Raw genomic sequence first — 20,808 nt, forward strand, 5'->3', positions numbered from 1 at the left:
GGGCCGGATTTTGGGCCGCGCCCGCGCAGCTGTACTCCCGGCGCGCGCGGCGCTGTGCTCTTGAGCGTGCGTGCCGCGTGCAGTAGATTAGGTCCCGCTGCGCCCGCCGACGAGGAGCGTCATGATGAACCTGCTGGAAGCGATGCGTGTGTATGTCGCGGTGGTCGAGCATGGCGGCCTGGCCGGCGCGGCGTCCGAACTGCAGCTCGACGAAGCACAGGTGAGCGAACGGATCGACGGCCTCGAACGGTATCTCGGCTGCCGCCTGCTGCTGTGCCGCGAGCACGACGACGTTGCCTGCACCGATGCGGGCGACGCGTTCCACGTGTGCTGCCTTCGGACGCTGTCCGCGGTCGAGCAGGCGGTCGGCGCGGCCGGCCCGCACGCGCCGGATGTGCCGGTTGCGTCGGACGCGCACGATACCGCGCATGCCGCCGCGCACGACGCGGTTTTCCCGCCGCCCGGCGCCGTTCAAGCCTCATCACCGCGACTGTCACCTTGAATACGACCACCGTTTCCTGCTCGCCGGCCGAGCGCATTCGCCGCCGCTTCGGCCATTTCCTTCACGCAGCCGAACTGGCCGGGCTGATCGTGATCGGGCTCGCGACCGCGTTCGCGATGACGCAGGAAGCGTGGAAGGTCGTGCTCGCGGGCGAGGTGTCGCTGACCGACCTGCTGCTGATGTTCCTGTACCTGGAAGTGCTCGCGATGGACGTGCGCTACCTGCGACTCGGCCGGTTGCCCGTGCGGTTTCCGCTGTTCATTGCGATGACGTCGCTCGCGCGCGACCTGATACTGCGCGGTGCAACCGACAGCCCCGAACGAATGCTGATGACGACGTTGGGAATCGTGCTGCTCGCAGTGGGCGTGCTGATCCTGAGTTTCGGCCAGCACCGCTTTCCGGCCGACGTCGCCGATGTCGAGGACGATGCGCATGTGGGCAGGTGACACACGAGCGGCAGGCCGCATGCATGTTCCATGCCCTTGCAAGGAGGATGCCGGATGAGCACGCATTCCGTTGAAACGAAACAGGCAGTAGAACTGCAGCACGCGGCGTCGGACGCCTACCGGCTGGCGCGCGACACGCGCGATGCCGATCCGGCGCTCGCGCGTGCGCCGTCCGTCGCCAGGCTGCAGCGGGAGGCCGCGCACGCGTATGCCGATGCGGCGCGTGCACGCGTGGCGGCCACCGGCATCTGAATCGAACCCCGGCGTGCCGCATGCGGTGCGGCGGCTGCCACTGACCATCCAACCGAGCGAGGTGTCGCATGACCAAGCAACTGATCGTCGCCGTGTTCGGCAGCGTCGACACGGCCCGCCAGGCCGCGAACGATTTCGAGGCGCTGTCGGAGAAGAACGAAGGATTCCACATCGAGAACGGCGTCGTCGTCGAGAAGGACGCGACCGGCAAGCTCGCGGTGCTCCACGCCGAATCGAGGCCGTTCAAGGGCGGCGTGATCGGCGCGATCGCAGGCGGTTTGCTCGGGCTGCTCGCCGGGCCGCTCGGCGTGGTCACCGGCATGGCGGCCGGTGCGGGCGCCGGCATTCTCGCGGAAGCGGCCGGTAATGCGCTGCTCGACGGCACGTTCGTCGAGACGATCGCGGCACGGCTCGTGCCCGGCAGCGTCGCGGTCATCCTGGAAGCGAAGGAGGACACGCCGTTCTCGGTCGACAACGTCGTGACGGGATTCGGCGGCAAGGTGTTCCGCCAGACGCTCGACTGACCTCGCCATCTTCGAACCGCATCGGGAGAACGACATGCGCATCGATCAATCGTACCGGCGCTTTGACATCGCGGCGACGCTGTCGCCGCTGCCCGGCAACGGCAACCGCGCGATCGCGGTCGTCGACGTGACGACCGACGATCCGGCCCGCATCGCCGATCTCGGCACCGGGCAATTCCTGCAGATCCGCAAGTGGGTCGAGTCGAACGACGTCGCGTTGCTGACGGTGGTGTTCGACGAATGCAAGGTCGCGATCGATCACTACGCGGACAACGTCGACGACGCTTGAGCGCACGCGGGGCCCGCGCATGTCCGGGCTTCGCGTGATTGCCGGCCGACGGCCATCGGCAAACCGCGCTGACGCGCGCCGGCATCGTGCCCGGCGAATGGCTGCCGCGCGATCGCGCGGGGCCGCGCCGTCGCGTTCGAATCTGTTCACCACGCCGGCCGGATTTCGCGTTTCCTCGCCAAACTGTCACTTACATTCGTCGAAATGACGCAGTAGGATGCCGAACCTTGTCTTGATGAGATTCGCATTGCTATCCGCCTTCAATTTCGATAACGGACGAGGTTCGCACCGGCACGCCCGCGCCCGGGCACGGCTATCCGGCTTCGTGCACCGGCGCGACCATGCCGCCCGTGCATCGCAGGCCGGTTCACCGCTGGCGGGGCGAGGCGGATGAAGCTCTACGAGAAATTTGCAAACGACATAGAGAGACTCATCCGGCAAGGGGTATATCGACACGGCGATCGTGTGCCGTCGGTGCGGCAGGCGAGCCAGCAGCACCGGATCAGCATCACGACCGTGCTGCATGCATATCTGCTGCTGGAAAGCCGCGGGCTGCTCGAAAGCCGGCCGCAGTCGGGCTATTTCGTGAACCTGCGGCGCGACGACGGCCATGCGCCGGTGCGCGAGTTGCGGCCGTCGAAGCCGATCGCGATCTCGTCATCGGTCGACGTGAGCCGGCTCGTGCTGTCGACGCTGCGCTCGATCGGCACCGACGACGCGGTGCCGCTCGGCTCGCCGTATCCGGACCCGAGCCTGTTCCCGTTCGAGAAGCTGAACCGCTACGCGTATGCGGCCGGCCGCGACAAGTCGCTGTGGGGCGTGACGGACGGGCTGCCGCCCGGGCATCCGCGGCTGATCCGGCAGATCGCGCGCCGCTACCTGGAAAACGGGATGTCGGTGGACCCGAACGAGATCATCGTGACGGTCGGCGCGACGGAGGCGATCAACCTGTGCCTGCAGGCCGTTGCGAAGCCGGGCGACACGATCGCGGTGGAATCGCCGACGTTCTACGCGATGCTGCACGCGATCGAGCGGATGGGGATGAAGGCGATCGAGGTGGCGACGCATCCGGAATACGGGATCGACATCGCAGCGCTGGCCGCGATCGCGAAGTCGCAGCCGATCGCCGCGTGCATGGTGATGCCGAACTTCCAGAACCCGCTCGGCTTCCAGATGCCGGACGAGCGCAAGCGCGAGCTGGTCGAGTTCGCCGCAAAAGCCGACCTGCCGATCATCGAGAATGGCGTGTACAACGAACTGTATTTCGGCAACGTGCATCCGAGCACGCTGAAGTCGTTCGACCGCCACGACAACGTGCTGCACTGCTCGTCGTTTTCGAAGAGCCTGACGGCCGCGTACCGGATCGGCTGGGCGCTGCCGGGCCGTTATCGCGAGCAGGTCGAGAAGCTGAAGTTCCTGAACACGCTCGCGACGCCGTCGCTGCCGCAGCTTGCGATCGCGGAGTTTCTCGAACGCGACGGCTACGAGCATCACCTGCGGCGGATTCGCAAGGCCTACGCGCAGCAGGCGAACCTGATGCGTACGATGGTGTCGCGGTTCTTCCCGGAAGGCACACGCATTTCGAGCCCGGCGGGCGGCTACGTGCTGTGGATCGAGCTGCCCGCGCAGGTCGACGCGATGCGGCTGTACCAGCTCGCGCTGGAGCAGGGGATCACGATCGGGCCCGGCTACATGTTCTCGATCGCGGACAGCTACCGCAATTTCATCCGGCTGAACTACAGCAGCCCGTGGTCGCCGGAGATCGAGCAGGCGGTCGTGACCGTCGGCAAGCTCGCGGCCTACTGCGTCGACTGAATGGTCCGCCGCGAGTTGGGCGCCGCGGACGGCGTCACGTCAGCCGGTACGACTGCGCGCCCGTTCCCGCAAGCGTGCCGCCGTCGACGATCAGGTATTCATTGCGGATCGGTTTGCCGTCGAACCAGCATTGCAGGATCTCCAGCGTGCCGGCCGCATAGCGTGCCTGCGCGGACAGCGACGTGCCGGAGATGTGCGGCGTCATCCCGTTGAACGGCATCGTGCGCCACGGGTGATCGGCCGGCGCCGGCTGAGGAAACCACACGTCGCCGCCGTAACCCGCGAGATGCCCGGACGTGACGGCATTCACGACCGCGTCGCGCTCGACCAGCTTCGCGCGCGCGGTGTTGATCAGGTACGCGCCGCGCTTCATGCGCGCGATCATCGCCGCGTCGAACAGGTGCTCGGTCGACGGGTACAGCGGGATCTGCAGGTTGACGATGTCGACGGCGCTCGCGAGCGACGCGGCATCGGCGTGATACGTGAGCCCGAGTTCCTGTTCGACCGACGCATCGAGCCGGTGGCGCTGCGTGTAGTGCAGATGCAGGCCGAACGGCTTCAGCCGGCGCAGCACGGCGAGCCCGATGCGCCCCGCGCCGACCGTACCGAAGTGCATGCCTTCGACGTCGTAGCTGCGCGACACGCAATCGGCGATGTTCCAGCCGCCTTGCTGCGCGATCGCATGCGACGGCAAGTAGTTGCGCACCAGCGCGAGCGTCGTCATCACCACGTGCTCGGCCACGCTGATGCTGTTCGAGCCGGTGACTTCGGCGACGGTGATGTGCGCGCGGGCGGCGGCGTCGAGATCGACGTGATCGGAGCCGATGCCTGCCGTCAGCGCGAGCTTCAGCTTCGGCGCGCGGGCGATCCGTTCGGCCGTCAGGTACGCGGGCCAGAACGGCTGCGAGATCACCACGTCCGCTTCGGGCAGCCGGCGCTCGAATTCGGAGTCGGGGCCGTCCTTGTCGCTTGTGACGATCAGCGTGTGGCCGTGCGCTTCCATATAGGCGCGCAATCCGAGCGCGCCGGACACCGAACCGACGAGTTCGCCGGGCCGGAAACCGGGCGGGCCGGCCGGCGTCGGCGCGGTTTGTCCGTCCGCGTAGTGCGTGATGACCGGAATCGCATCGCGCACGTAGCGCGGCGGATAGCCGTCCACGGGATCGGGGTAGAGCACGCACAAGACGGTGGCCATCGGGTAGCACTCCTGGTGACGGGGAGAAGGCGCGCGGCATGCGGATTGCGCAGGGTCCGCGACATGCGCTGCAGACGGCTGGCGTGTTGCGCCGCAACGTTGATGACGTTCTACGCCCGTCATGGATCTCGTACAAGCTACAGTCCTTGTTTGCGTGCGCTGCGGGGGCGTCTGTACCTGTTCTTTTCATGAGGGACGCCGATAATGGGATCGTTACCTGACTCTGCGGGAGCGATGTCATGTCCGGAAGCGATTCCTCGTCTTCACGTCCCGATCTCACGCAAGGCATCGCGCTCGACGATCTCGCCGACGGTGCAATGATCGAGGGCCATGTCGGCGACGCAGCGGTGCTGCTCGTGCGCCGCGCCGACGAACTGTTTGCCGTGGGCGCGCAGTGCCCGCACTACGGCGCGCCATTGGCAGACGGCCTGCTGGAGGGCGATACGATCCGCTGCCCGTGGCATCACGCGGCGTTCTGCCTGCGCACCGGCGAACTGCTGCGCGCGCCGGCGCTCGAGGGGCTGCCGTGCTGGCGCGTCGAACGTCGCGACGGCCGCGCCGTCGTGCTCGATGCACGCCTGGCCGCCGCGCCGCCCGCGCTGAATGTGGCCGGGCTGCCCGCGTCGGTGGTGATCGTCGGCGGCGGGGCCGCGGCGATCGCGGCTGCCGTGACGTTGCGGCAGGAAGGCTATCCGCATCCCGTCACGCTGCTCACCGCCGATGCCGATCCGCCGTACGACCGGCCGAACCTGTCGAAAGACTATCTCGCCGGCACGGCCGACGCCGACTGGCTGCCGCTGCGCGCGCCGTCGTTTTATGCGGACCATCACATCGACGTGCGGTGCGGTACGCGTGTCGCGCGGATCGATCCCGCGCAGCAGGCGGTCGAACTGGCCGACGGCAGCCGCGTCGGCTACGGTGCGCTGCTGCTGGCAACGGGCGCCGAGCCGAACCGGCTGACCGTGCCCGGCGCGGATCTGCCGCACGTGTGCGTGCTGCGCTCGCGCGCCGATTGCGACGCGCTGATCGGCAAGCTGAAAACGGCACGTCGCTGCGTCGTGGTCGGCGCGAGCTTCATCGGGCTCGAAGTGGCCGCCGCGTTACGCACGCGCGGGCTCGACGTGCAGGTCGTCGCGCCCGATGCGCATCCGATGGCGCACGTGCTCGGCGAAGCGCTCGGCAGCACGATCCAGGCACTGCACGAATCGCACGGCGTCGTGTTCCATCTCGCGACGCCCGCGCAGATCACGCCGGACAGCGTGACGCTGTCGACCGGCGACGTGCTGCCGGCCGATCTCGTAGTGGTCGGCATCGGCGTTCATCCGAACGTGGCGCTCGCGCAGGACGCAGGGCTGGCCGTCGAGCGCGGCGTGACGGTCGACCGCTTCCTTCAGACGAGTGTGCCCGGCATCTACGCGGCCGGTGACATCGCGCGCTGGCCCGATCCGCTCACGGGCGAGCTCATTCGCGTCGAGCACTGGGTCGTCGCCGAGCGGCAGGGTATCGTCGCCGCGCGCAACATGCTCGGGCAGCAGCGGCCGTTCGACGCGGTGCCGTTCTTCTGGAGCCAGCATTACGACCTGACGATCAACTATGTCGGGCATGCGGAGCGATTCGATCGTGTCGAGATCGACGGCGACCTCGGCGCGCACGATTGTTCGATCGCGTACTGGCGCGGCAACACGCGGCTCGCGGTCGCGACGATCGGCCGCGATCTCGACAGCCTGAAGGCGGAAGCGGCATTCGAGCGGCAGATTGCAGCCGCGTGACAGCGGCGTGACGACATGATTCGAACCCGGAGGCAAGATGAGTCCCGATGTCCGTACACGTTTCGAAACCGAGTTTGCGCCGCGCATCGCGGCGCGCGTGCTCGGCCTGTATCAGCCCGGCGAAGTGAGGGTGGACGTCGTGCCGCACGACGGGCAGGGCAGCCCGACCTGTGTCGACGTGATCGGCCTCACGTCGACGGTCGGATTGCCGAACCGGCTGAACGCGCGGCTCGCGTGGCGCGACGATGCGATCGACGCGCTGCTGGCCGAGCCTGATCGCAGCCGCTTCGATCGCTATCTCGCGGCGCTGCCGGTCACGATCGAACGCTGGCAGATGGAACTGCCGGTCGACTTCAGCACGCGGACCCAGCGCGATCGCGAGATCCTGATCGGCGATCTGGATTTCGATGCGTGAAACGCGTCGCGCGATGCGTGCCGATGAACCGGTGGACGTTACCGGTCGCGTGTCTTGATGATCACGCGGCCCTGGTCGATGCCGCCACGCAGCGCTTCGTCGCACGTGAGCCATTCGGGGGTGACGAGCTCCGGTGCCGGAAGGTCGACCGGCGCGCCGTCGCGGAAGATCCGCACCTGGGCGACCCACGCGCCGTTCGCGTTGCGCGTCGCCTCGACGCGAATCTCGTGATCCATGAAGGTGTCGGTGGCTTGCATTGGTCGAGGCCCTCCGTCGTGCGTGAACGCGGTGCGTCGATCGTAGCAGCATGGCGCGCGCCGTGCATCGGAAACGAAGCGGAACCTGCGTGCGATTCGAAGCACGATTCGACGCGCGAGACGGGAGCGAACCTGTGGCCTTCGATCTGACCTTTTCCATCAAGGTGTTCGCGGCGCTGTTCGCGATCATGAACCCGATCGCGAACGTCCCCGTGTTCCTGTCGCTGACGGAAGGCGCGGCGGACGGCGTGCGCCGCAAGGTCGCGCTCACGGCGGCGATCGGCGTGACGGCCGGCTGCATCGTGTCGGCCGTCGCGGGTGGCGCGATCCTGCATGTGTTCGGCCTGACGATCGACGATTTTCGCCTCGCGGGCGGGCTGCTGGTGCTGCTGATCGCGCTGTCGATGCTGCACGGCGCGCCGAGCCGCCAGCATTCGCCGGGTGACGACGAAGGCGCCGACCCGGCGGCGGCAGAGAGCGTCGCGATCTATCCGCTGACGATCCCGCTGCTCGTCGGCCCCGGCACGATCGCGACGATGATCGTGCTCGGGCACAGTGCGTGGTCGACCGGGCAGGAACTCGCGTTCGCGCTCGGGCTCGCCGCGTTTCTCGCGCTGCTGGCCGTTTCGCTGCTGTCCGCGCCGCTGATCGGCCATTACCTGTCGCCGCGCGTGACGGCGGTGACACAGCGCCTGATGGGGATGATTCTCGCGGCGATCGCGATGCAGATGATCGTCGCGAGCCTGAAGGCCGCGTTCGGGCTGCCGCATTGAGCGCGGCGCATCCCGAACCGGCCGCCTGATTTCACGGAGTCGCTGATGAATACGCTGATTGTGTTGTCCTATCCCGACCTCGCGGCCGCCCATCGCGCGCTTGCCGAACTCGATACGTTGCGCGACCGGCACGTCGTTGCGCTGTCGGGTGTGGCGATCGTCGAGTGTGCAGCCGACGGACAGTTGCGCGCGCATGCGGTCGACCCGGGCCGCACGCCGCCCGGGTCGCTGCTCGACAGCGTGGTCGAGCACATCGAATCGTCGCTCGACGCGTGGCGCGAGAAGCCGGTGGACGACGCGTTGATCGACCGGGTCGCGCGCAAGGCGCGCCCCGGCACTGTATCGGTCGGTCTGGCCGCGACACAACTTGACATCTACGCGCTGAGCGCGGCGCTCGCACCGTTCGGCGGAGAAGTGATCGACACGACGCTGTCGATCGACGACGAACTGAAACTCGTCGAAGCGATTTCGAAAGCGCGCGACGGTGGCAGTCAGGCAGCGACCGACTGACTGACGAAGCGCACAGGGCGCGTGGCGTGCGACGCGTGAATCGGCAGGGTCTGAAGCGAACGTAAGCCGTCGAACCACCAGGTATCGTCGCCGATGGATTTCGACATGCGAAAAGTCAGGCCGGAAAGATTGACCGCATCCGTCGCAGAAGTGCGCAAAAGATGTGGTCACGATGACTTCGCGCCGCATGATCCGCTCGAAAGCGGCGACGTTCTTACCGATCGCGATGCATTGAATCTGGCAATGCAGGTGACCTGCGCGGATTGATTTATTCGATGATCGGCGAATGCGCGACATGCCTCTCCTATACTGACAGGGACTGCTTTTCACGGGAGGACAGCCAGTCGGCACGAGTACATCGATCATGCCGTATCGTCGTGCGATCGGTGGCCGGACCTCGCTGCAACCCGCCGCGGTCACGGCGGATACGCGCGCCGGGCCGCTTCATAAGGAGCCACGATGCCCTACGTCCTGATCGTCGAAGATGACGCCGACACGCGGACGATGCTTGCGGCGCTCGCGCGTACGCAGCAGCTTTCATGCGATACGGCCGCGACGCTCGAAGAAGCGCGCACGCTCGTCACGACGCATACCCCCGATCTCGTGCTGTGCGATCTCGTGCTGCCGGACGGCAACGGGATGGAATTGTTCGATGCGTTGCCGAAGCATTCGCACTGCGAAATGGTGTTGACCACCGGCCACGCGAGCCTCGAAACCGCGATCGACGCATTGCGGCGCGGCGCGACCGACTACCTGGTGAAGCCGCTGAACATGCAGCGGCTGAACAGCATCTTCGCGCGCGTGCCGCGCACCACGGCGCTGCACGAGGAAATCGCCGAACTGCGCTCGGAATTGCAACGCCTTGGCCGCTTCGGCCGCATGCTCGGCAGTTCGCCCGCGATGCAGGCCGTCTACGACGCGATCGGCCGGGTTGCCCGCACCGAGGCGTCGGTGCTGCTGACGGGCGAGTCGGGCACCGGCAAGGAGCTGGCCGCGCAGACGGTGCACGACCTGAGCCTGCGCCGGCGCGGCCCGTTCCTCGCGGTGAACTGCGGCGCGATCGCCGCGAACCTCGTCGAGAGCGAGATGTTCGGCCACGACCGCGGCAGTTTCACGGGCGCGGAGCGCCAGCACAAGGGCTTCTTCGAACGCGCGGACGGCGGCACGCTGTTGCTCGACGAGATCACCGAAATGCCGCTCGAATCGCAGGTCAAGCTGCTACGCGTGCTCGAGACGGGGCGCGTTACACGGCTCGGCTCGACGCGCGAGATCGACGTCGACGTGCGCATCGTCGCGGCGACCAACCGCGATCCGGAAAGCGCGATGGCCGACGGCAAGCTGAGGCCCGACCTGTTCCACCGGATCAACGTGTTCCCGATCCCGCTGCCGTCGCTGCGCGAGCGCGGCGACGACATCCCGATGCTGGCCGATGCGTTCCTGCAGCAGTTCAACGCTGAAAGCGGCCGGAACCTGCGCTTCGCGCCGGCCGCGCGCGAAGCGCTGAAGACCTACGCATGGCCCGGCAACGTGCGCGAGCTGCGCAACTTCGTACAACGCGCGAGCATCTTCAGCGATGCCGACGTGATCGATACGCTGCCGCCGCCGATCATGGACGAACTGTCGAACCTGACCGATTCGCACGAGGATCGCGTGACCGTGCCGTTCGGCACGCCGCTCGAGGAAGTCGACCGGCGGTTGATCCTCGGCACGATCGCGCAATGTGGCGGCGTGAAGGCGCAGGCGGCCGAGGTGCTCGACGTCAGCCTGAAGACGATCTACAACCGGCTCGCGCAGCTCGAAGACGAAGCGGACAAGTCGGAATCCTGATGCCGCCGCGACGGCACGCGCGCGACCTGCCGGATCCGCATGCGATCGCGGCCGACTGGGTCGGTGCGCGAAATGCGTGCCCAAAACTTGCCGTGGGCTTGTAAAAAAGAACAGTCCCGGCATGCGCATGGCGGGGAGCGAACTCGCTCGCACCGCGACGCATGGCGATCGGGCCGGCTGGCATGAAAGCTGCCTGAATGCTGTATCCGAAGCGAAACCCGCGAAACGTCAGGAGGGCCATCGATGTCCGTCACGCTAGCGCTGCAGATGCGTCAGCATCTCGCACTGACGCCGAGGCTTCAGCAGTCGCTGCGGCTGCTGCAGTTGTCGTCGCTCGAATTTCAACAGGAATTGCGGCAGGCGCTCGACCTGAATCCGTTTCTCGAAGACGGGCAGGGCGACGAGGCGACCGCCGCCGAGACATCGGAGCAGGCAGCCGAAATCGCCGCGCCCGAAGCGGTGCCCGAATCCGTCGTCGCGAGCACGCCGGCCGGCGAGGTGCCCGACGCACCCGAGGTATCGCTGACGGCCGCACCCGCACCGCGCGGCACGAGCCGCCAGGGTGACGATGCGGGTGGCCTGTCGCCCGGGGAATGGATGGCTGCGGAGCCCTCGTTGCATCAGCAACTGCACGATGCGCTGCGGCTCTACCCGCTGAACGACCGCGACCGTGAAGCCGCGCGCCTCGTGATCGACGCGCTAGACGACGACGGCTACCTGCGCCAGGCCCTGCCTGAACTGCTGGTCGCGGCCGACCCGGCGCTGCTGCTCTCCGAGCAGGATCTCGCGATCGCGTTGCGGCTCGTGCAGATGCTCGACCGCCCGGGCATCGCCGCGCGCTCGCTGTCCGAATGCCTCGTGCTGCAGCTCGACGCGATCCCGGCCGGCACGCCGGCGCTCGCGGAAGCGAAGGCGATCGCCCATGAGCATCTGGAACGACTCGCGCGGCGCGAGACGGCCGAGATCCAGCGGCGCATCGGCTGCAAGACGCAGGCGCTGCATGCGGCCTTTGCGCTGGTGCGCGGGCTCGACCCGCGTCCCGGCAATCACTACGGCAGCACGCACGGCGACTACGTGGTGCCCGACGTGATCGTGCGTCAGGTGCGCGACGAGTGGATCGTGACGATCAACCCGGCCGTGCTGCCGCGCGCGCGCCTGCACGAACGCTATGCAATGCTGTTCGCGCAGTCGCGCGGCGAGCGCGATTCGCCGCTCGGCCAGCAATTGCAGGAAGCGCGCTGGCTGATCCGCAACGTGCAGAAGCGCTTCGATACCATCCAGCGCGTCGGCGAATGCATCGTCGCGCGGCAGCGCGATTTCTTCCGTTACGGCGAGATCGCGATGAAGCCGCTCGTGCTGCGCGACATCGCGGAAGCGCTCGACCTGCACGAGTCGACCGTGTCGCGTGCGACGGGCAACAAGTACATGGCCACGCCGTACGGCACGTTCGAATTCAAGCATTTCTTCCCGCGCAAGCTCGAGGCAGCCGGCAAGGGCGTGTGCTCGGCAGCGGCCGCGAAGGTGCTGATCCGCGACATGATCGCCGCCGAGCGGCACGCCGATCCGCTATCCGACGTCGCGCTTGCTCACCAGCTCGCGGGCCGCGGCATCCTGCTGGCGCGCCGCACGGTGACGAAATATCGGCAGGCGATGAAGATTCCGCCGGCCGACCTGCGACGTCGCGATGCCGCATGACGGCTGCGCGGCGATGCAAGCGCGCGCGTGCCGGCGTCGCGTCGACGTGTGCGCCAACGACAGGAGTGCAACCATGTCGGCCAAATCGCAGGCGCCGGCAGCTTGCGGCAGGAGCCGCGCTGTCGGCCAGACACGGTCAGTCGAATACCAAGGATCTCAAGCCACCGGCGAAGTCGATGGCCAGATCGATGAGCGAAAAGGAACGCGAAAAAATGGCATCCACCCCGACGCGCGGCAAGCCGGAGCACAAGTACGATGCGTGACCGGCGACGACGTGTCCTGACGACTGCTGCCATCCAGGAGGTATCCATGCTTCGATACGCAGTCATCTTTTTCATCATCGCGATCGTCGCGGCCGTGCTCGGCTTCGGTGGTATTGCCGCCGGTGCGGCGGAAATCGCGAAGATCCTGTTTTACATCTTCATCGTGATCTTCCTGGTCACGCTGTTGCTGGGTATCGTTCGACGATGAGCCGCGCGTCCAGCCGGTCGCGGTGCGTCGCGGAGCTCGAGCGCGCGCTTGCGAACGGTTTCCCGTCGGAGTCGACTGTCGTCGTGCATGCAGACGACGCATCCGGACGGCTGACGATCCAGGTCGCATGGGTGCGCGAGCCGACCGAGGACAACGCGCGCGAATGGCGCTGCGCGGTCGACCTGCGGTTCGACGCGGATGCGATCGGACGTTACGCATCGCTCGACGCGCCCGGCCGGCTGCGCGTGCGCACGCACCTGTGCGACCTCGCGCGGCGCGCGGTGGACGAGCGCAAGCCGCGTGTCGGGGATGCCGCGATCGAATGCAATGTGGCGCTCGATGTGACGTGCGTCGAACTGGACGCGGCGTTGCACGCGCCCTGACGCGGTTGCCGAGTCCGGCGTCGCAGTAGCCGGGGGGCGGCGCGTATTTTGCATCGTCATTGCAGACGAGCACTGGAGGCCATCGTGCAGAATCAACAGGATGCACAGGTTCGCGACCCGTATCGTGGCCATGAGATCCGCGTGTGGGCATGGCGCAACGACAGCGGCGCGTGGCGCGACGAGGTGCAGGTGTATGTCGGCGGCGAGCGCCTCGAGCTGGGCACGCCGGCCGTCGCCGGCCCTGACTGGCTGACCGAGAGCGAAGCGCTGCTCGCGGGTGTCGAGCGTGGCCGCTATCTGATCGACAAGCGCATCGACGACGATTGAGCCGCGCGGCAGCGGCGTACCGGTACGGCAGGGGCGTGGCCGGTGATCGTTCGCGGCCTGGCGAAGCCGACGGCGATCCGGCGAAGGTGCCGTCGGCGAAGCAGGCGTCTCAGGGCCGCGCCGCAATCTCGTCGAGATGCCACAGCAGGTCGGCCGGGTCGTCGTACACGCGCAGCGCGCCCGCGCGTTCGAGTTCGTCGCTGCCGTATCCGCCCGACAGCAGCCCGACGCCGAGCGAGCGGCAGCGGGCAGCGGCCAGCATGTCCCAGATGCTGTCGCCGACCACGACCGTGTGTTCGATCGGCACGTTCAGTTGGGCGGCAGCCGTCAGGAACAGGTCCGGGTCCGGCTTCGCGTACTTGACCTGGTCGCGCGTGACCACGACGCTCTTCGCCGGATCGACGCCGAGCGCCTCGAGATTGATGGCGGCCGTCTCCATCCGCCCGCTGGTCGCGATCGCCCAGCGGATGCCGGCCGACGACAGCGCGGCCAGCAGTTCGCGCGCGCCCGGCAGCGGCCGGACCTGCGCGCGCAGCCGCTGGTACGCGGCCGCATGGAGGCGCGCAAGCCGCTCGACGCGCTCGGCGTCGAGGTCGCCCGACGTCTCGCGCAGCAGCTGATTCAGGAACAGGCCGCCGCTCATGCCGATCTTGCGGTGGATGCGCCACACCGACAGTTCGATGCCCTCGGCATCGAGCGCTTCCTTCCACGCGAGCACGTGCTGATAGACGCTGTCGACGAGCGTGCCGTCGAGATCGAACAGAAAAGACGTTTCAATGCGCATGTGAATCTCCTGGCTCGGTAAGGTTCGAGCGAACGGGTCGTGAGAAGCCGGTCCGCACATTATCGGCGCAAGGCCATGTCATGGCCATGTCCCGCGACCAACCGACGCCCCCCACGCCGCGCCGTGTCATGCGCCGCTGGTACAATCGCGGCGATCGCCGGGCCGGGTTCTCCGTGCCGCGCGCCCCCAACCCTCGTCTCGTCGATTCCAGGCATGGCTACACCGGACGCCGTCAGTTCCAAGCACTCGTGGTGGGGCGTACTGGCCCTGGCACTCACCGCCTTCATCTTCAATACCACCGAATTCGTGCCCGTCGCGCTGCTCAGCGCGATCGGCGACAGCCTGCACATGCAGCCGACCGACGTCGGCCTGATGCTGACGATCTACGCGTGGGCCGTGGCCGTCGTGTCGCTGCCGCTGACGCTGGCCACGCGCCATGTCGAGCGCCGCAAGCTGCTGACGGGGGCGTTGCTGGTGTTCATCGGCAGTCACGTGGTGACCGGCGTCGCGTGGAATTTCGCGGTGCTGATGGTCGGCCGGCTGGGCATCGCATGCGCGCATGCGGTGTTCTGGTCGATTTCCGTGCCGCTGGCCGTGCGGCTCGCGCCGAGCGACCGGAAAAGCCGCGCGCTCAGCCTGCTGGCGATGGGCACGGCGATCGCGATGGTGGCCGGCATTCCGCTCGGGCGCGTGGTCGGCGAGACGTTCGGCTGGCGGGTCACGTTCCTGATCATTGCCGGCGCGGCGGGCGTCGCGTTGCTGCTGCTGCGCGCGACGTTGCCGGTATCGCCGAGCCAGGGCGCCGGGTCGCTCAGCAGCATCGGCGTGTTCCTGCGCAAGCCCGCGCTGGTGGCGCTGTACGCGATCACCGTGCTCGTCGTGTCCGCGCACTTCACGTCGTACACGTACATCGAGCCGTTCGTCCAGAGCGTCAACCATGCGAGCAGCAGCCGGATCACCTACGTGCTGATCCTGTTCGGCGTCGCCGGCATACCGGCCGCGATCTGCTTCAACCGCATCTATCCGCACCGGCCGGACGACTTCCTGCTCGGGTCGATCGTCGCGCTGGCAGGATGCCTGCTGATCCTGTTCCCGTGCGCGCTGAACATCGTCACGCTGTCCGTGCACACGCTGGTCTGGGGCGGCGCGATCGTCTGCTTCGGCCTGGCCATGCAGGCATGGGTGCTGAAGCTGGCGCCGGAGGGAACCGACCTGGCGGTGTCGATCTTCTCCGGGCTGTACAACGTCGGCATCGGCGCGGGTGCGCTGATCGGCAACCATATCGCCGGCGATTTCGGGCTGCCGTGGGTCGGCACGTTCGGCGGCGTGGTCGGCGCGGTTGCGGTCGGGATCGCGTGGCTCGCGTTGCGGCTGCATGCGAGGCAGGCGGTGGCGTAGCCGGCGCCGGGTTGCGGCGCGCGGCGCAGGCGGCCACCGCCCGGCATCGCTTTTCGCGTGTCATGCCACCGAGTACCCGCCGTCGGCCACGAGCGCATGCCCCGACACATAGCTGGAGTCGTCCGACGCGAGGAACGCGACGATCGTCGCCATCTCTTCGGCGGAGCCCCAGCGTCCTGCCGGTGTCGATGCGGCAAATGCCTGTTGCGCCTCCTCCGACGGCCAGATGCCGCGATGATGGAACGGCGTTTCGATCAGCCCCGGGCACAGTGCGTTCACGCGCACGCCACGCTTGAACCATTCGATCGAAGCGGTCTTCGTCATCCCGATCACCGCGTGCTTGCTCGCGATATAGACAGACGCATTCTCGAAGCCGATCAGCCCGCCCATCGACGCGTTGTTGATGATGCTGCCCGAACCCTGCCGCAGCATGATTTCAGCGGCGTACTTCATCGAATTGAATACACCGCGCACGTTCGGTTCGAACACCCTGTCGAACCGCTCGGCATCCTGCTCGAGCAGCGGCGCGAACACGCCTTCCGTACCGGCATTGTTGAACGCGATGTCGAGGCGTCCGTAGGTCTCTACCGTGAAATCGAACAGCTTGCGCAGATCGGCTTCGTTCGCGACGTCCGCGACGAAGGCCTTAGCTTCGCCGCCGGCGGTCACGATTTCGTCGACCAGTCGATCGAGCTCGGCCTTGCGCCGCGCGGAGACGACGACCTTTGCGCCGCGCCGCGCGAGTTCGATCGCGGAGGCGCGGCCAATGCCGGAACTGGCGCCCGTCACCAGTGCGATGCGGCCGTCGAGTTGGGCCGGTTTCGTGCTTGCGTTCATGATGAAATTCTCCAGAGTGATAGATGAAAGCGACGCATGTGGCTGAGTTAAATCGGTTGCGATGCACGCTTGATGTGCATTGTGGTCGCTCGCCCGGCGTAAAAAAATGGAACAATGGCGCATTCAGAATTCCTGTTTTGGGAATTAAACTCGTTACCTCAAGCGCGTCAGAAGGGTTCTCCATGCTCAACCGGCTCGACATCCTGAAGATCTTTGCCGCGGCCGCCGCAGCGCCCACGTTCCGCGAGGCGGCAGCGCGTATCGGCGTATCGCCGCAGGTCGTGACGCGCGCAGTGCGCGAACTGGAAGAGATGCTCGGCGAAACGCTGTTTCACCGGACGACCCGGAGCATCCGGATCACCGCATTCGGGCAGGCATTCGCGCGTGATGCGCAGGTAGCGCTTTCCGCCGTCGACGGGCTGTTCGGGCCCGCGACCGGCCAGGCCGACGAGCCGGTGGGTGTCGTCCGGATCACGGCGCCATCGGGTATGGGGCGTCGTTACGTCCAGCCGATCCTGAGCGATCTCATGCAGCGGTATCCGGGGCTCGTGCCCGACCTGAGGCTGTCGGACGTGCCGTCGCCGGTGGTCGACGAACAGATTGACATCGGCGTGCGCGTCGGGGCGATCGGCGACAACCGCTTCGTCGCGCGCATGGTCGGGCCGTTACCGATGTGGATCGTCGGCGCGCCGTCGCTGATCAGGCGGCTGGGTGAGCCCAAAAACCGCAAGGAACTCGAATCGATGCCGGTCACGTGCCTGATCGATCGCGCGAGCGGCCGTGCGTGGCCGTGGATGTTTCGGGGGGAGCACCAGTTCGTCCCGTCGTCGCCGGCGTACCTGACGGACGATACCGAGGTGGAGATCGAGGCCATATGCGCGGGGGTGGGGCTGGGCCAGTGCTCGGAGTATCTCGTCCGGCCGTACATCGACAAGGGGCGCCTCGTGCGGCTGCTGCCCGGCCTCGAACCCGAGCCGTGGAAGCTGCACGTCTATCGTCCGCGGCGCGGGCCGATGCCCCGGCGCATCCGGGTGGTGTACGACGAGCTGGTGGCGAAGCTCGCGGATGCGACGTGGCGAGGGTAGCCGGCGCGACCGGGGTGCGCGGCCGCTGATCGAATCGGCGCGAAGCGGCGTCAATCACCGCTCGACGGCATCGGCGCACCGGCGACGCAGTAATGTGCGCACGGCACGGCCACGGATGGCCGCGTCATTCGTCGCAAGACACGCGGCAAGCCGACATATTGCGGCATCATCATGGTGCCGACGCACCCGCATTCGGTGCCCGATATTCGACTGGAGACTCTGCATGCCGATACCCCGGATTGAAACCCGCGACGCGATGGGCGACCCCGATGTGGTCTATCTGAACCCGGATCACGTGCTGTGGATGTCGCAGCCGACCGCTGCGCAACGGCGGCCGGGCGGCACGGCCATTCGCGTGGACGACCGCGTGAAGGGCGGTTCGTTGCTGATGGCCGACAATCCGCCGACCGCTCGACTGCTGCAGGATCTCGGGCCGTTCGTGACGGTGGCGCTGGCGAACCCGTCGTCCGACTATCCGGACGGTCTCGTGCATGTGCGTGCGCATGCAATCGTCAAGATCGCGACGGACGACCACGACAAGCCGCTCGCCGAGCGCACGCTCGGCTGGGTCCACGTTCAGGACGGCTCCGCCTTCAAGGTCAGGGATTACGCTGGCGTGGCCGCGCAATGGCAGGCGTCGGTGGCGGCTGCCGGCCGCTGAGCGGGTCTTCACGTTTGCGCAATGACGTGGCGGCCTGCCGTGCCGCGGTCGGCAGGCCGTGGTTCTCCTCGGGAAAACGGGTGCCTTGCCTCGTGAGCCGGGGCAAACGGCTCAGGTGTCGTATCCGATACGCAATGCGTCGACCAGCCGGGTAACATGGCGCATCGTGCGAACCCGCACTCGTTCGGGCCTACGTCGCGAAAGCCCCCGTCGAAGCGCTCGATGCAGATGTTCTCCACCGGCTTGCCGAGGAACCGTCCGTCATGAACCTTTCCGCGTCCGATATCACGCCAGAGGAACTCCGGCTGTTCGGCGACATCGTCGCCCGCCTGGAAGAGCTGGGGCCGGTCGTCGACGTCAGGACGGTCGTGCTGCCCGCGATCACGCAGCTGCTGCGTGCCGATTTCGCCGCGTCGTTCGACTGCGACGAACGAACCGGCCTGTGGCGCAACGGGTTCTCGTACAACGTCGATCCGTTGCAGATCGCCCGGTACGAAGCGTGGTTCCAGCATGTCGATCCGGTCACGTCGCAACTGTGCGCGCGCCGCGTGGCGACCTGTGTCGACGAGGTGGTGAGCCGGCGCGAGCTGGAGCAGACCGAGTTCTACAACGATTTCCTGTGCCGCGACGGCATGCACCACGGCATCAACGTCTACGCGTTCGACGGCGCGACCCACGTCGGCGACCTGCGCATCTGGCGGGCGCAGGGGCGGCCCGATTTCACCGAACGCGACAAGCTGCTGCTGAACGGCATCGAGCCGTTTTTCCGGCGCGCGCTGCTGCGGCGGCGCCATGCGTGCGCGGGGCTGACCGAGCGCGAGAGCGACGTCGCGCGGCTCGTTGCCGCCGGCTATACCGACAAGGACGTCGCGCGCACGCTCGGCATCGGGGTGCCGACGGTCCGCACGCACCTGCGGCGCGTGATGGCGAAGAAGGGCGTCGCCAACCGCGCGAGCCTGGCGGCCGCGCTGGCGTGACCGGCCGCGCGGCCGACGGCCGGGGTCATCCATTGTGATGATGGGCGTCAAAATCGGCGCGTCCTACCTTGTGACGATCCCCTGTGACGAGGAACGACGACGATGCCCACCCTGGGAACCCTGACGCTCACCGAAGCCCGGAACGCGATCCTGCGCCGGGAGTTTTCCTGTGTCGACTACGCGTACGCATTGATCGAGCGGCACGCACGCTGGCGCTACCTGAACGGCTTTACATGCGTCGACGACGCGCGGCTGCTCGCCGAAGCGGCCCGCTGCGACCGCGACCTCGCGACGTCGGCTACCCCGCATGCGCTGCTGGGCCTGCCGATCGCGATCAAGGACAACATCGATACCGCCTGCCTGCCGACCGGCAACGGCACGCTGGCGCTGCGCAACCGCGTGCCGCCGCAGCACGCGCCGGTCGTCGCGCGGCTGCTGGCGCACGGGGCGCTGATCGCGGGCAAGGCGAACCTGCACGAGCTGGCATTCGGCGTATCGGGTAACAACCGCGTGACCGGCGCGGTACGCAACCCGTACGACTTCAACCGGATCCCGGGCGGCAGCAGCAGCGGCTCGGGCGCACTGGTCGGCGCGGGCGTGGTGCCCGCCGCGCTCGGGACGGACACCGGCGGCTCGGTCCGGATTCCGGCGGCGCTGTGCGGCGCCGTCGGCCTTCGTCCGACCGTGGGGCGCTACCCGTCGGCTGGCGTGGCGCCGATTTCGCGCACGCGCGACACGGTCGGCCCGATCGCGCGGTCGGTCGAGGACATCGCGCTGCTCGACGCGATTCTGTCGGGCACCGGCGCTGGCGCTGGCGCGCCGACGTCGATGCCGACGCGCAGCGCGACGCGCCCGGTGCGCCTGGCGGTCCCGCGCACGACGTTCTGGCGCGGCCTCGCGCCGGATGTCGACGCGGTGGCGAATGCCGCGCTGGCAAAGCTGGAGCAGGCGGGATTCGAGTGCGTCGACCTCGACCTGAACGACTATCCGGGGTTCTTCGACGACGAGCCGGCCGTCATCGCGATGTATGAATTCCGTTCGTCGATGCACGCGTATCTGGTCGAGAACGGCTACGAGCTGTCGGTCGATGACATCGTCGCGAACGTGGGAAGCCCGGACGTCGCGAAGATCGCCCGCCATATCACCGGCCCGGACGGTATCGCCGAAGCGGCGTACCGCACCGCGCTCGACCGGCGTACGCGGTCGCGTGCCGCGTATCGGCAGTGCCTTGCCGACAGCGGTGCCGATGCGCTGGTGTTTCCGACCACGATCGCCGCCGCGTGCCCGATTCCGTCGGGCGACGCGATGATCCTCAACGGCGAGACCGCTTCGGTGTTCTCGACCTACATCCGGAATACCGAGCCGGGCAGCAACGCCGGCGTACCGGGCATGACCGTCCCGGCCGGCCTGACGGCGGCCGGGCTGCCGGTCGGTCTCGCACTGGATGGGGCGGCCGGCACCGATCGCGAGCTCATCGCGGTCGCGCTGGAGGTCGAGCGGGTGCTCGGGCGGTTGCCGGCGCCGGATGACGGGTACGGAGTGGAGGGGCGGCTGGCCGGATACCCGGCCAGCGACGTCGCGTCGTGACGCGTAATCTGCCAGGACGCCCGGCGAGC

The 20,808-nt window shown here is 67.6% G+C and carries 26 protein-coding genes; 22 read left to right on the forward strand and 4 right to left on the reverse strand.

Features of this window, described 5'->3' with window-relative positions; all coding sequences use genetic code 11:
* The first annotated feature begins 124 nt into the window (after nt 1-124).
* The 6 genes from G3O06_RS06330 to G3O06_RS06355 all read left to right on the forward strand — a co-directional run bounded on the left by G3O06_RS06330 (nt 125) and on the right by G3O06_RS06355 (nt 3,828).
* Nucleotides 125-502 carry a LysR family transcriptional regulator gene (locus G3O06_RS06330; protein WP_174973551.1) on the forward strand — a complete coding sequence of 126 codons (378 nt, stop codon included), beginning with the start codon at nt 125-127 and terminating at the stop codon, nt 500-502.
* The gene (locus tag G3O06_RS06335) at nt 499-948 is read left to right on the forward strand and encodes a phosphate-starvation-inducible PsiE family protein (RefSeq protein ID WP_174973495.1); all 450 of its coding nucleotides are present in this window, start codon (nt 499-501) and stop codon (nt 946-948) included. The genes G3O06_RS06330 and G3O06_RS06335 overlap by 4 nt, the downstream gene beginning before the upstream one ends.
* Nucleotides 949-1,002: 54 nt before the next feature.
* On the forward strand, nt 1,003-1,200 hold the full coding sequence (locus G3O06_RS06340) for a hypothetical protein (RefSeq protein ID WP_205815444.1): 198 nt from the start codon (nt 1,003-1,005) through the stop codon (nt 1,198-1,200).
* Between the two features lie 68 nt (nt 1,201-1,268).
* Complete coding sequence (locus G3O06_RS06345; protein ID WP_174973499.1) at nt 1,269-1,724, forward strand: DUF1269 domain-containing protein; 456 nt, start codon at nt 1,269-1,271, stop codon at nt 1,722-1,724.
* A 34-nt stretch (nt 1,725-1,758) separates the two neighbouring features.
* Nucleotides 1,759-2,013: a hypothetical protein gene (locus G3O06_RS06350; protein WP_175000684.1), complete on the forward strand. Its 255-nt coding sequence runs from the start codon at nt 1,759-1,761 to the stop codon at nt 2,011-2,013.
* Between the two features lie 390 nt (nt 2,014-2,403).
* Nucleotides 2,404-3,828, forward strand: a complete 1,425-nt coding sequence (locus tag G3O06_RS06355) for a PLP-dependent aminotransferase family protein (protein ID WP_205815445.1) — start codon at nt 2,404-2,406, stop codon at nt 3,826-3,828.
* 34 nt (nt 3,829-3,862) lie between these two features.
* On the opposite strand, the gene G3O06_RS06360 is transcribed toward G3O06_RS06355, so the two are convergent.
* Entirely contained in the window at nt 3,863-5,023 is a 1,161-nt protein-coding gene (locus G3O06_RS06360) for an NAD-dependent formate dehydrogenase (protein ID WP_205815446.1), read from the reverse strand.
* Nucleotides 5,024-5,262: 239 nt separating this feature from the next.
* Between G3O06_RS06360 and G3O06_RS06365 the strand changes: the two genes are divergently transcribed.
* Both G3O06_RS06365 and G3O06_RS06370 read left to right on the forward strand, forming a co-directional pair.
* Entirely contained in the window at nt 5,263-6,792 is a 1,530-nt protein-coding gene (locus tag G3O06_RS06365) for an FAD-dependent oxidoreductase (protein ID WP_205815447.1), read from the forward strand.
* Nucleotides 6,793-6,829: 37 nt separating this feature from the next.
* On the forward strand, nt 6,830-7,207 hold the full coding sequence (locus tag G3O06_RS06370; RefSeq protein ID WP_205815448.1) for a DUF5594 family protein: 378 nt from the start codon (nt 6,830-6,832) through the stop codon (nt 7,205-7,207).
* A 38-nt stretch (nt 7,208-7,245) separates the two neighbouring features.
* On the opposite strand, the gene G3O06_RS06375 is transcribed toward G3O06_RS06370, so the two are convergent.
* Nucleotides 7,246-7,464: a DUF6566 family protein gene (locus G3O06_RS06375; RefSeq protein WP_027792503.1), complete on the reverse strand. Its 219-nt coding sequence runs from the start codon at nt 7,462-7,464 to the stop codon at nt 7,246-7,248.
* A gap of 134 nt (nt 7,465-7,598) precedes the next feature.
* Here G3O06_RS06375 and G3O06_RS06380 point away from each other — a divergent pair, with 134 nt between their 5' ends.
* The 9 genes from G3O06_RS06380 to G3O06_RS06420 all read left to right on the forward strand — a co-directional run bounded on the left by G3O06_RS06380 (nt 7,599) and on the right by G3O06_RS06420 (nt 13,450).
* Nucleotides 7,599-8,237, forward strand: a complete 639-nt coding sequence (locus tag G3O06_RS06380; protein ID WP_205815449.1) for an NAAT family transporter — start codon at nt 7,599-7,601, stop codon at nt 8,235-8,237.
* 45 nt (nt 8,238-8,282) lie between these two features.
* Complete coding sequence (locus tag G3O06_RS06385; protein WP_205815450.1) at nt 8,283-8,747, forward strand: DUF1269 domain-containing protein; 465 nt, start codon at nt 8,283-8,285, stop codon at nt 8,745-8,747.
* Between the two features lie 93 nt (nt 8,748-8,840).
* Complete coding sequence (locus G3O06_RS06390) at nt 8,841-9,014, forward strand: hypothetical protein (RefSeq protein ID WP_205815451.1); 174 nt, start codon at nt 8,841-8,843, stop codon at nt 9,012-9,014.
* Between the two features lie 192 nt (nt 9,015-9,206).
* Complete coding sequence (locus G3O06_RS06395; RefSeq protein ID WP_205815452.1) at nt 9,207-10,574, forward strand: sigma-54 dependent transcriptional regulator; 1,368 nt, start codon at nt 9,207-9,209, stop codon at nt 10,572-10,574.
* 243 nt (nt 10,575-10,817) lie between these two features.
* Entirely contained in the window at nt 10,818-12,269 is a 1,452-nt protein-coding gene (gene rpoN / locus G3O06_RS06400) for an RNA polymerase factor sigma-54 (RefSeq protein WP_205815453.1), read from the forward strand.
* Between the two features lie 65 nt (nt 12,270-12,334).
* On the forward strand, nt 12,335-12,532 hold the full coding sequence (locus G3O06_RS48905; RefSeq protein WP_346779492.1) for a DUF3008 family protein: 198 nt from the start codon (nt 12,335-12,337) through the stop codon (nt 12,530-12,532).
* Nucleotides 12,533-12,578: 46 nt separating this feature from the next.
* Nucleotides 12,579-12,740, forward strand: a complete 162-nt coding sequence (locus G3O06_RS06410; RefSeq protein WP_174949968.1) for a DUF1328 domain-containing protein — start codon at nt 12,579-12,581, stop codon at nt 12,738-12,740.
* A complete protein-coding gene (locus G3O06_RS06415) occupies nt 12,737-13,123 on the forward strand; it encodes a DUF3022 domain-containing protein (RefSeq protein ID WP_205815455.1) in 387 nt (128 codons plus the stop codon). The genes G3O06_RS06410 and G3O06_RS06415 overlap by 4 nt, the downstream gene beginning before the upstream one ends.
* 84 nt (nt 13,124-13,207) lie before the next feature.
* Nucleotides 13,208-13,450: a DUF6566 family protein gene (locus G3O06_RS06420; RefSeq protein WP_205815456.1), complete on the forward strand. Its 243-nt coding sequence runs from the start codon at nt 13,208-13,210 to the stop codon at nt 13,448-13,450.
* Between the two features lie 109 nt (nt 13,451-13,559).
* On the opposite strand, the gene G3O06_RS06425 is transcribed toward G3O06_RS06420, so the two are convergent.
* Nucleotides 13,560-14,234, reverse strand: coding sequence for an HAD family hydrolase (locus G3O06_RS06425; protein WP_174966775.1), 675 nt, complete (start codon nt 14,232-14,234; stop codon nt 13,560-13,562).
* A gap of 213 nt (nt 14,235-14,447) precedes the next feature.
* Here G3O06_RS06425 and G3O06_RS06430 point away from each other — a divergent pair, with 213 nt between their 5' ends.
* Nucleotides 14,448-15,632 (forward strand): sugar transporter, encoded by a 1,185-nt coding sequence (locus G3O06_RS06430; RefSeq protein WP_205815457.1) that lies wholly within the window; start codon nt 14,448-14,450, stop codon nt 15,630-15,632.
* 60 nt (nt 15,633-15,692) lie between these two features.
* Here the strand turns inward: G3O06_RS06430 and G3O06_RS06435 are convergent, their stop codons facing one another.
* On the reverse strand, nt 15,693-16,469 hold the full coding sequence (locus tag G3O06_RS06435) for a glucose 1-dehydrogenase (RefSeq protein WP_205815458.1): 777 nt from the start codon (nt 16,467-16,469) through the stop codon (nt 15,693-15,695).
* Nucleotides 16,470-16,651: 182 nt separating this feature from the next.
* On the opposite strand from G3O06_RS06435, the gene G3O06_RS06440 reads away from it, so the two are divergent.
* From G3O06_RS06440 to iaaH, 4 genes are all read left to right on the forward strand, one after another.
* Nucleotides 16,652-17,554 carry a LysR family transcriptional regulator gene (locus tag G3O06_RS06440; RefSeq protein WP_205815511.1) on the forward strand — a complete coding sequence of 301 codons (903 nt, stop codon included), beginning with the start codon at nt 16,652-16,654 and terminating at the stop codon, nt 17,552-17,554.
* Nucleotides 17,555-17,777: 223 nt separating this feature from the next.
* Nucleotides 17,778-18,215 (forward strand): hypothetical protein, encoded by a 438-nt coding sequence (locus tag G3O06_RS06445; protein WP_205815459.1) that lies wholly within the window; start codon nt 17,778-17,780, stop codon nt 18,213-18,215.
* Nucleotides 18,216-18,478: 263 nt separating this feature from the next.
* On the forward strand, nt 18,479-19,192 hold the full coding sequence (locus G3O06_RS06450) for a helix-turn-helix transcriptional regulator (protein ID WP_205815460.1): 714 nt from the start codon (nt 18,479-18,481) through the stop codon (nt 19,190-19,192).
* Nucleotides 19,193-19,294: 102 nt separating this feature from the next.
* A complete protein-coding gene (gene iaaH / locus G3O06_RS06455; RefSeq protein WP_205815461.1) occupies nt 19,295-20,779 on the forward strand; it encodes an indoleacetamide hydrolase in 1,485 nt (494 codons plus the stop codon).
* Nucleotides 20,780-20,808 lie beyond the last annotated feature (29 nt).

Origin of the sequence: Burkholderia sp. Ac-20345, assembly GCF_017104825.1 — a bacterium.
Taxonomy (GTDB): Bacteria; Pseudomonadota; Gammaproteobacteria; order Burkholderiales; family Burkholderiaceae; genus Burkholderia; species Burkholderia lata_B.

What these genes read in the sequence shown, in the direction of transcription:
- G3O06_RS06330 (WP_174973551.1), top strand. Translation starts at nt 125, where the DNA reads ATGAACCTGCTGGAAGCGATGCGTGTGTATGTCGCGGTGGTCGAGCAT.
- G3O06_RS06340 (WP_205815444.1), top strand. Translation starts at nt 1,003, where the DNA reads ATGAGCACGCATTCCGTTGAAACGAAACAGGCAGTAGAACTGCAGCAC.
- G3O06_RS06345 (WP_174973499.1), top strand. Translation starts at nt 1,269, where the DNA reads ATGACCAAGCAACTGATCGTCGCCGTGTTCGGCAGCGTCGACACGGCC.
- G3O06_RS06350 (WP_175000684.1), top strand. Translation starts at nt 1,759, where the DNA reads ATGCGCATCGATCAATCGTACCGGCGCTTTGACATCGCGGCGACGCTG.
- G3O06_RS06355 (WP_205815445.1), top strand. Translation starts at nt 2,404, where the DNA reads ATGAAGCTCTACGAGAAATTTGCAAACGACATAGAGAGACTCATCCGG.
- G3O06_RS06360 (WP_205815446.1), bottom strand. Translation starts at nt 5,023, where the DNA reads ATGGCCACCGTCTTGTGCGTGCTCTACCCCGATCCCGTGGACGGCTAT.
- G3O06_RS06365 (WP_205815447.1), top strand. Translation starts at nt 5,263, where the DNA reads ATGTCCGGAAGCGATTCCTCGTCTTCACGTCCCGATCTCACGCAAGGC.
- G3O06_RS06370 (WP_205815448.1), top strand. Translation starts at nt 6,830, where the DNA reads ATGAGTCCCGATGTCCGTACACGTTTCGAAACCGAGTTTGCGCCGCGC.
- G3O06_RS06375 (WP_027792503.1), bottom strand. Translation starts at nt 7,464, where the DNA reads ATGCAAGCCACCGACACCTTCATGGATCACGAGATTCGCGTCGAGGCG.
- G3O06_RS06385 (WP_205815450.1), top strand. Translation starts at nt 8,283, where the DNA reads ATGAATACGCTGATTGTGTTGTCCTATCCCGACCTCGCGGCCGCCCAT.
- G3O06_RS06390 (WP_205815451.1), top strand. Translation starts at nt 8,841, where the DNA reads ATGGATTTCGACATGCGAAAAGTCAGGCCGGAAAGATTGACCGCATCC.
- G3O06_RS06395 (WP_205815452.1), top strand. Translation starts at nt 9,207, where the DNA reads ATGCCCTACGTCCTGATCGTCGAAGATGACGCCGACACGCGGACGATG.
- rpoN (WP_205815453.1), top strand. Translation starts at nt 10,818, where the DNA reads ATGTCCGTCACGCTAGCGCTGCAGATGCGTCAGCATCTCGCACTGACG.
- G3O06_RS06410 (WP_174949968.1), top strand. Translation starts at nt 12,579, where the DNA reads ATGCTTCGATACGCAGTCATCTTTTTCATCATCGCGATCGTCGCGGCC.
- G3O06_RS06415 (WP_205815455.1), top strand. Translation starts at nt 12,737, where the DNA reads ATGAGCCGCGCGTCCAGCCGGTCGCGGTGCGTCGCGGAGCTCGAGCGC.
- G3O06_RS06425 (WP_174966775.1), bottom strand. Translation starts at nt 14,234, where the DNA reads ATGCGCATTGAAACGTCTTTTCTGTTCGATCTCGACGGCACGCTCGTC.
- G3O06_RS06430 (WP_205815457.1), top strand. Translation starts at nt 14,448, where the DNA reads ATGGCTACACCGGACGCCGTCAGTTCCAAGCACTCGTGGTGGGGCGTA.
- G3O06_RS06435 (WP_205815458.1), bottom strand. Translation starts at nt 16,469, where the DNA reads ATGAACGCAAGCACGAAACCGGCCCAACTCGACGGCCGCATCGCACTG.
- G3O06_RS06440 (WP_205815511.1), top strand. Translation starts at nt 16,652, where the DNA reads ATGCTCAACCGGCTCGACATCCTGAAGATCTTTGCCGCGGCCGCCGCA.
- G3O06_RS06445 (WP_205815459.1), top strand. Translation starts at nt 17,778, where the DNA reads ATGCCGATACCCCGGATTGAAACCCGCGACGCGATGGGCGACCCCGAT.
- G3O06_RS06450 (WP_205815460.1), top strand. Translation starts at nt 18,479, where the DNA reads ATGAACCTTTCCGCGTCCGATATCACGCCAGAGGAACTCCGGCTGTTC.
- iaaH (WP_205815461.1), top strand. Translation starts at nt 19,295, where the DNA reads ATGCCCACCCTGGGAACCCTGACGCTCACCGAAGCCCGGAACGCGATC.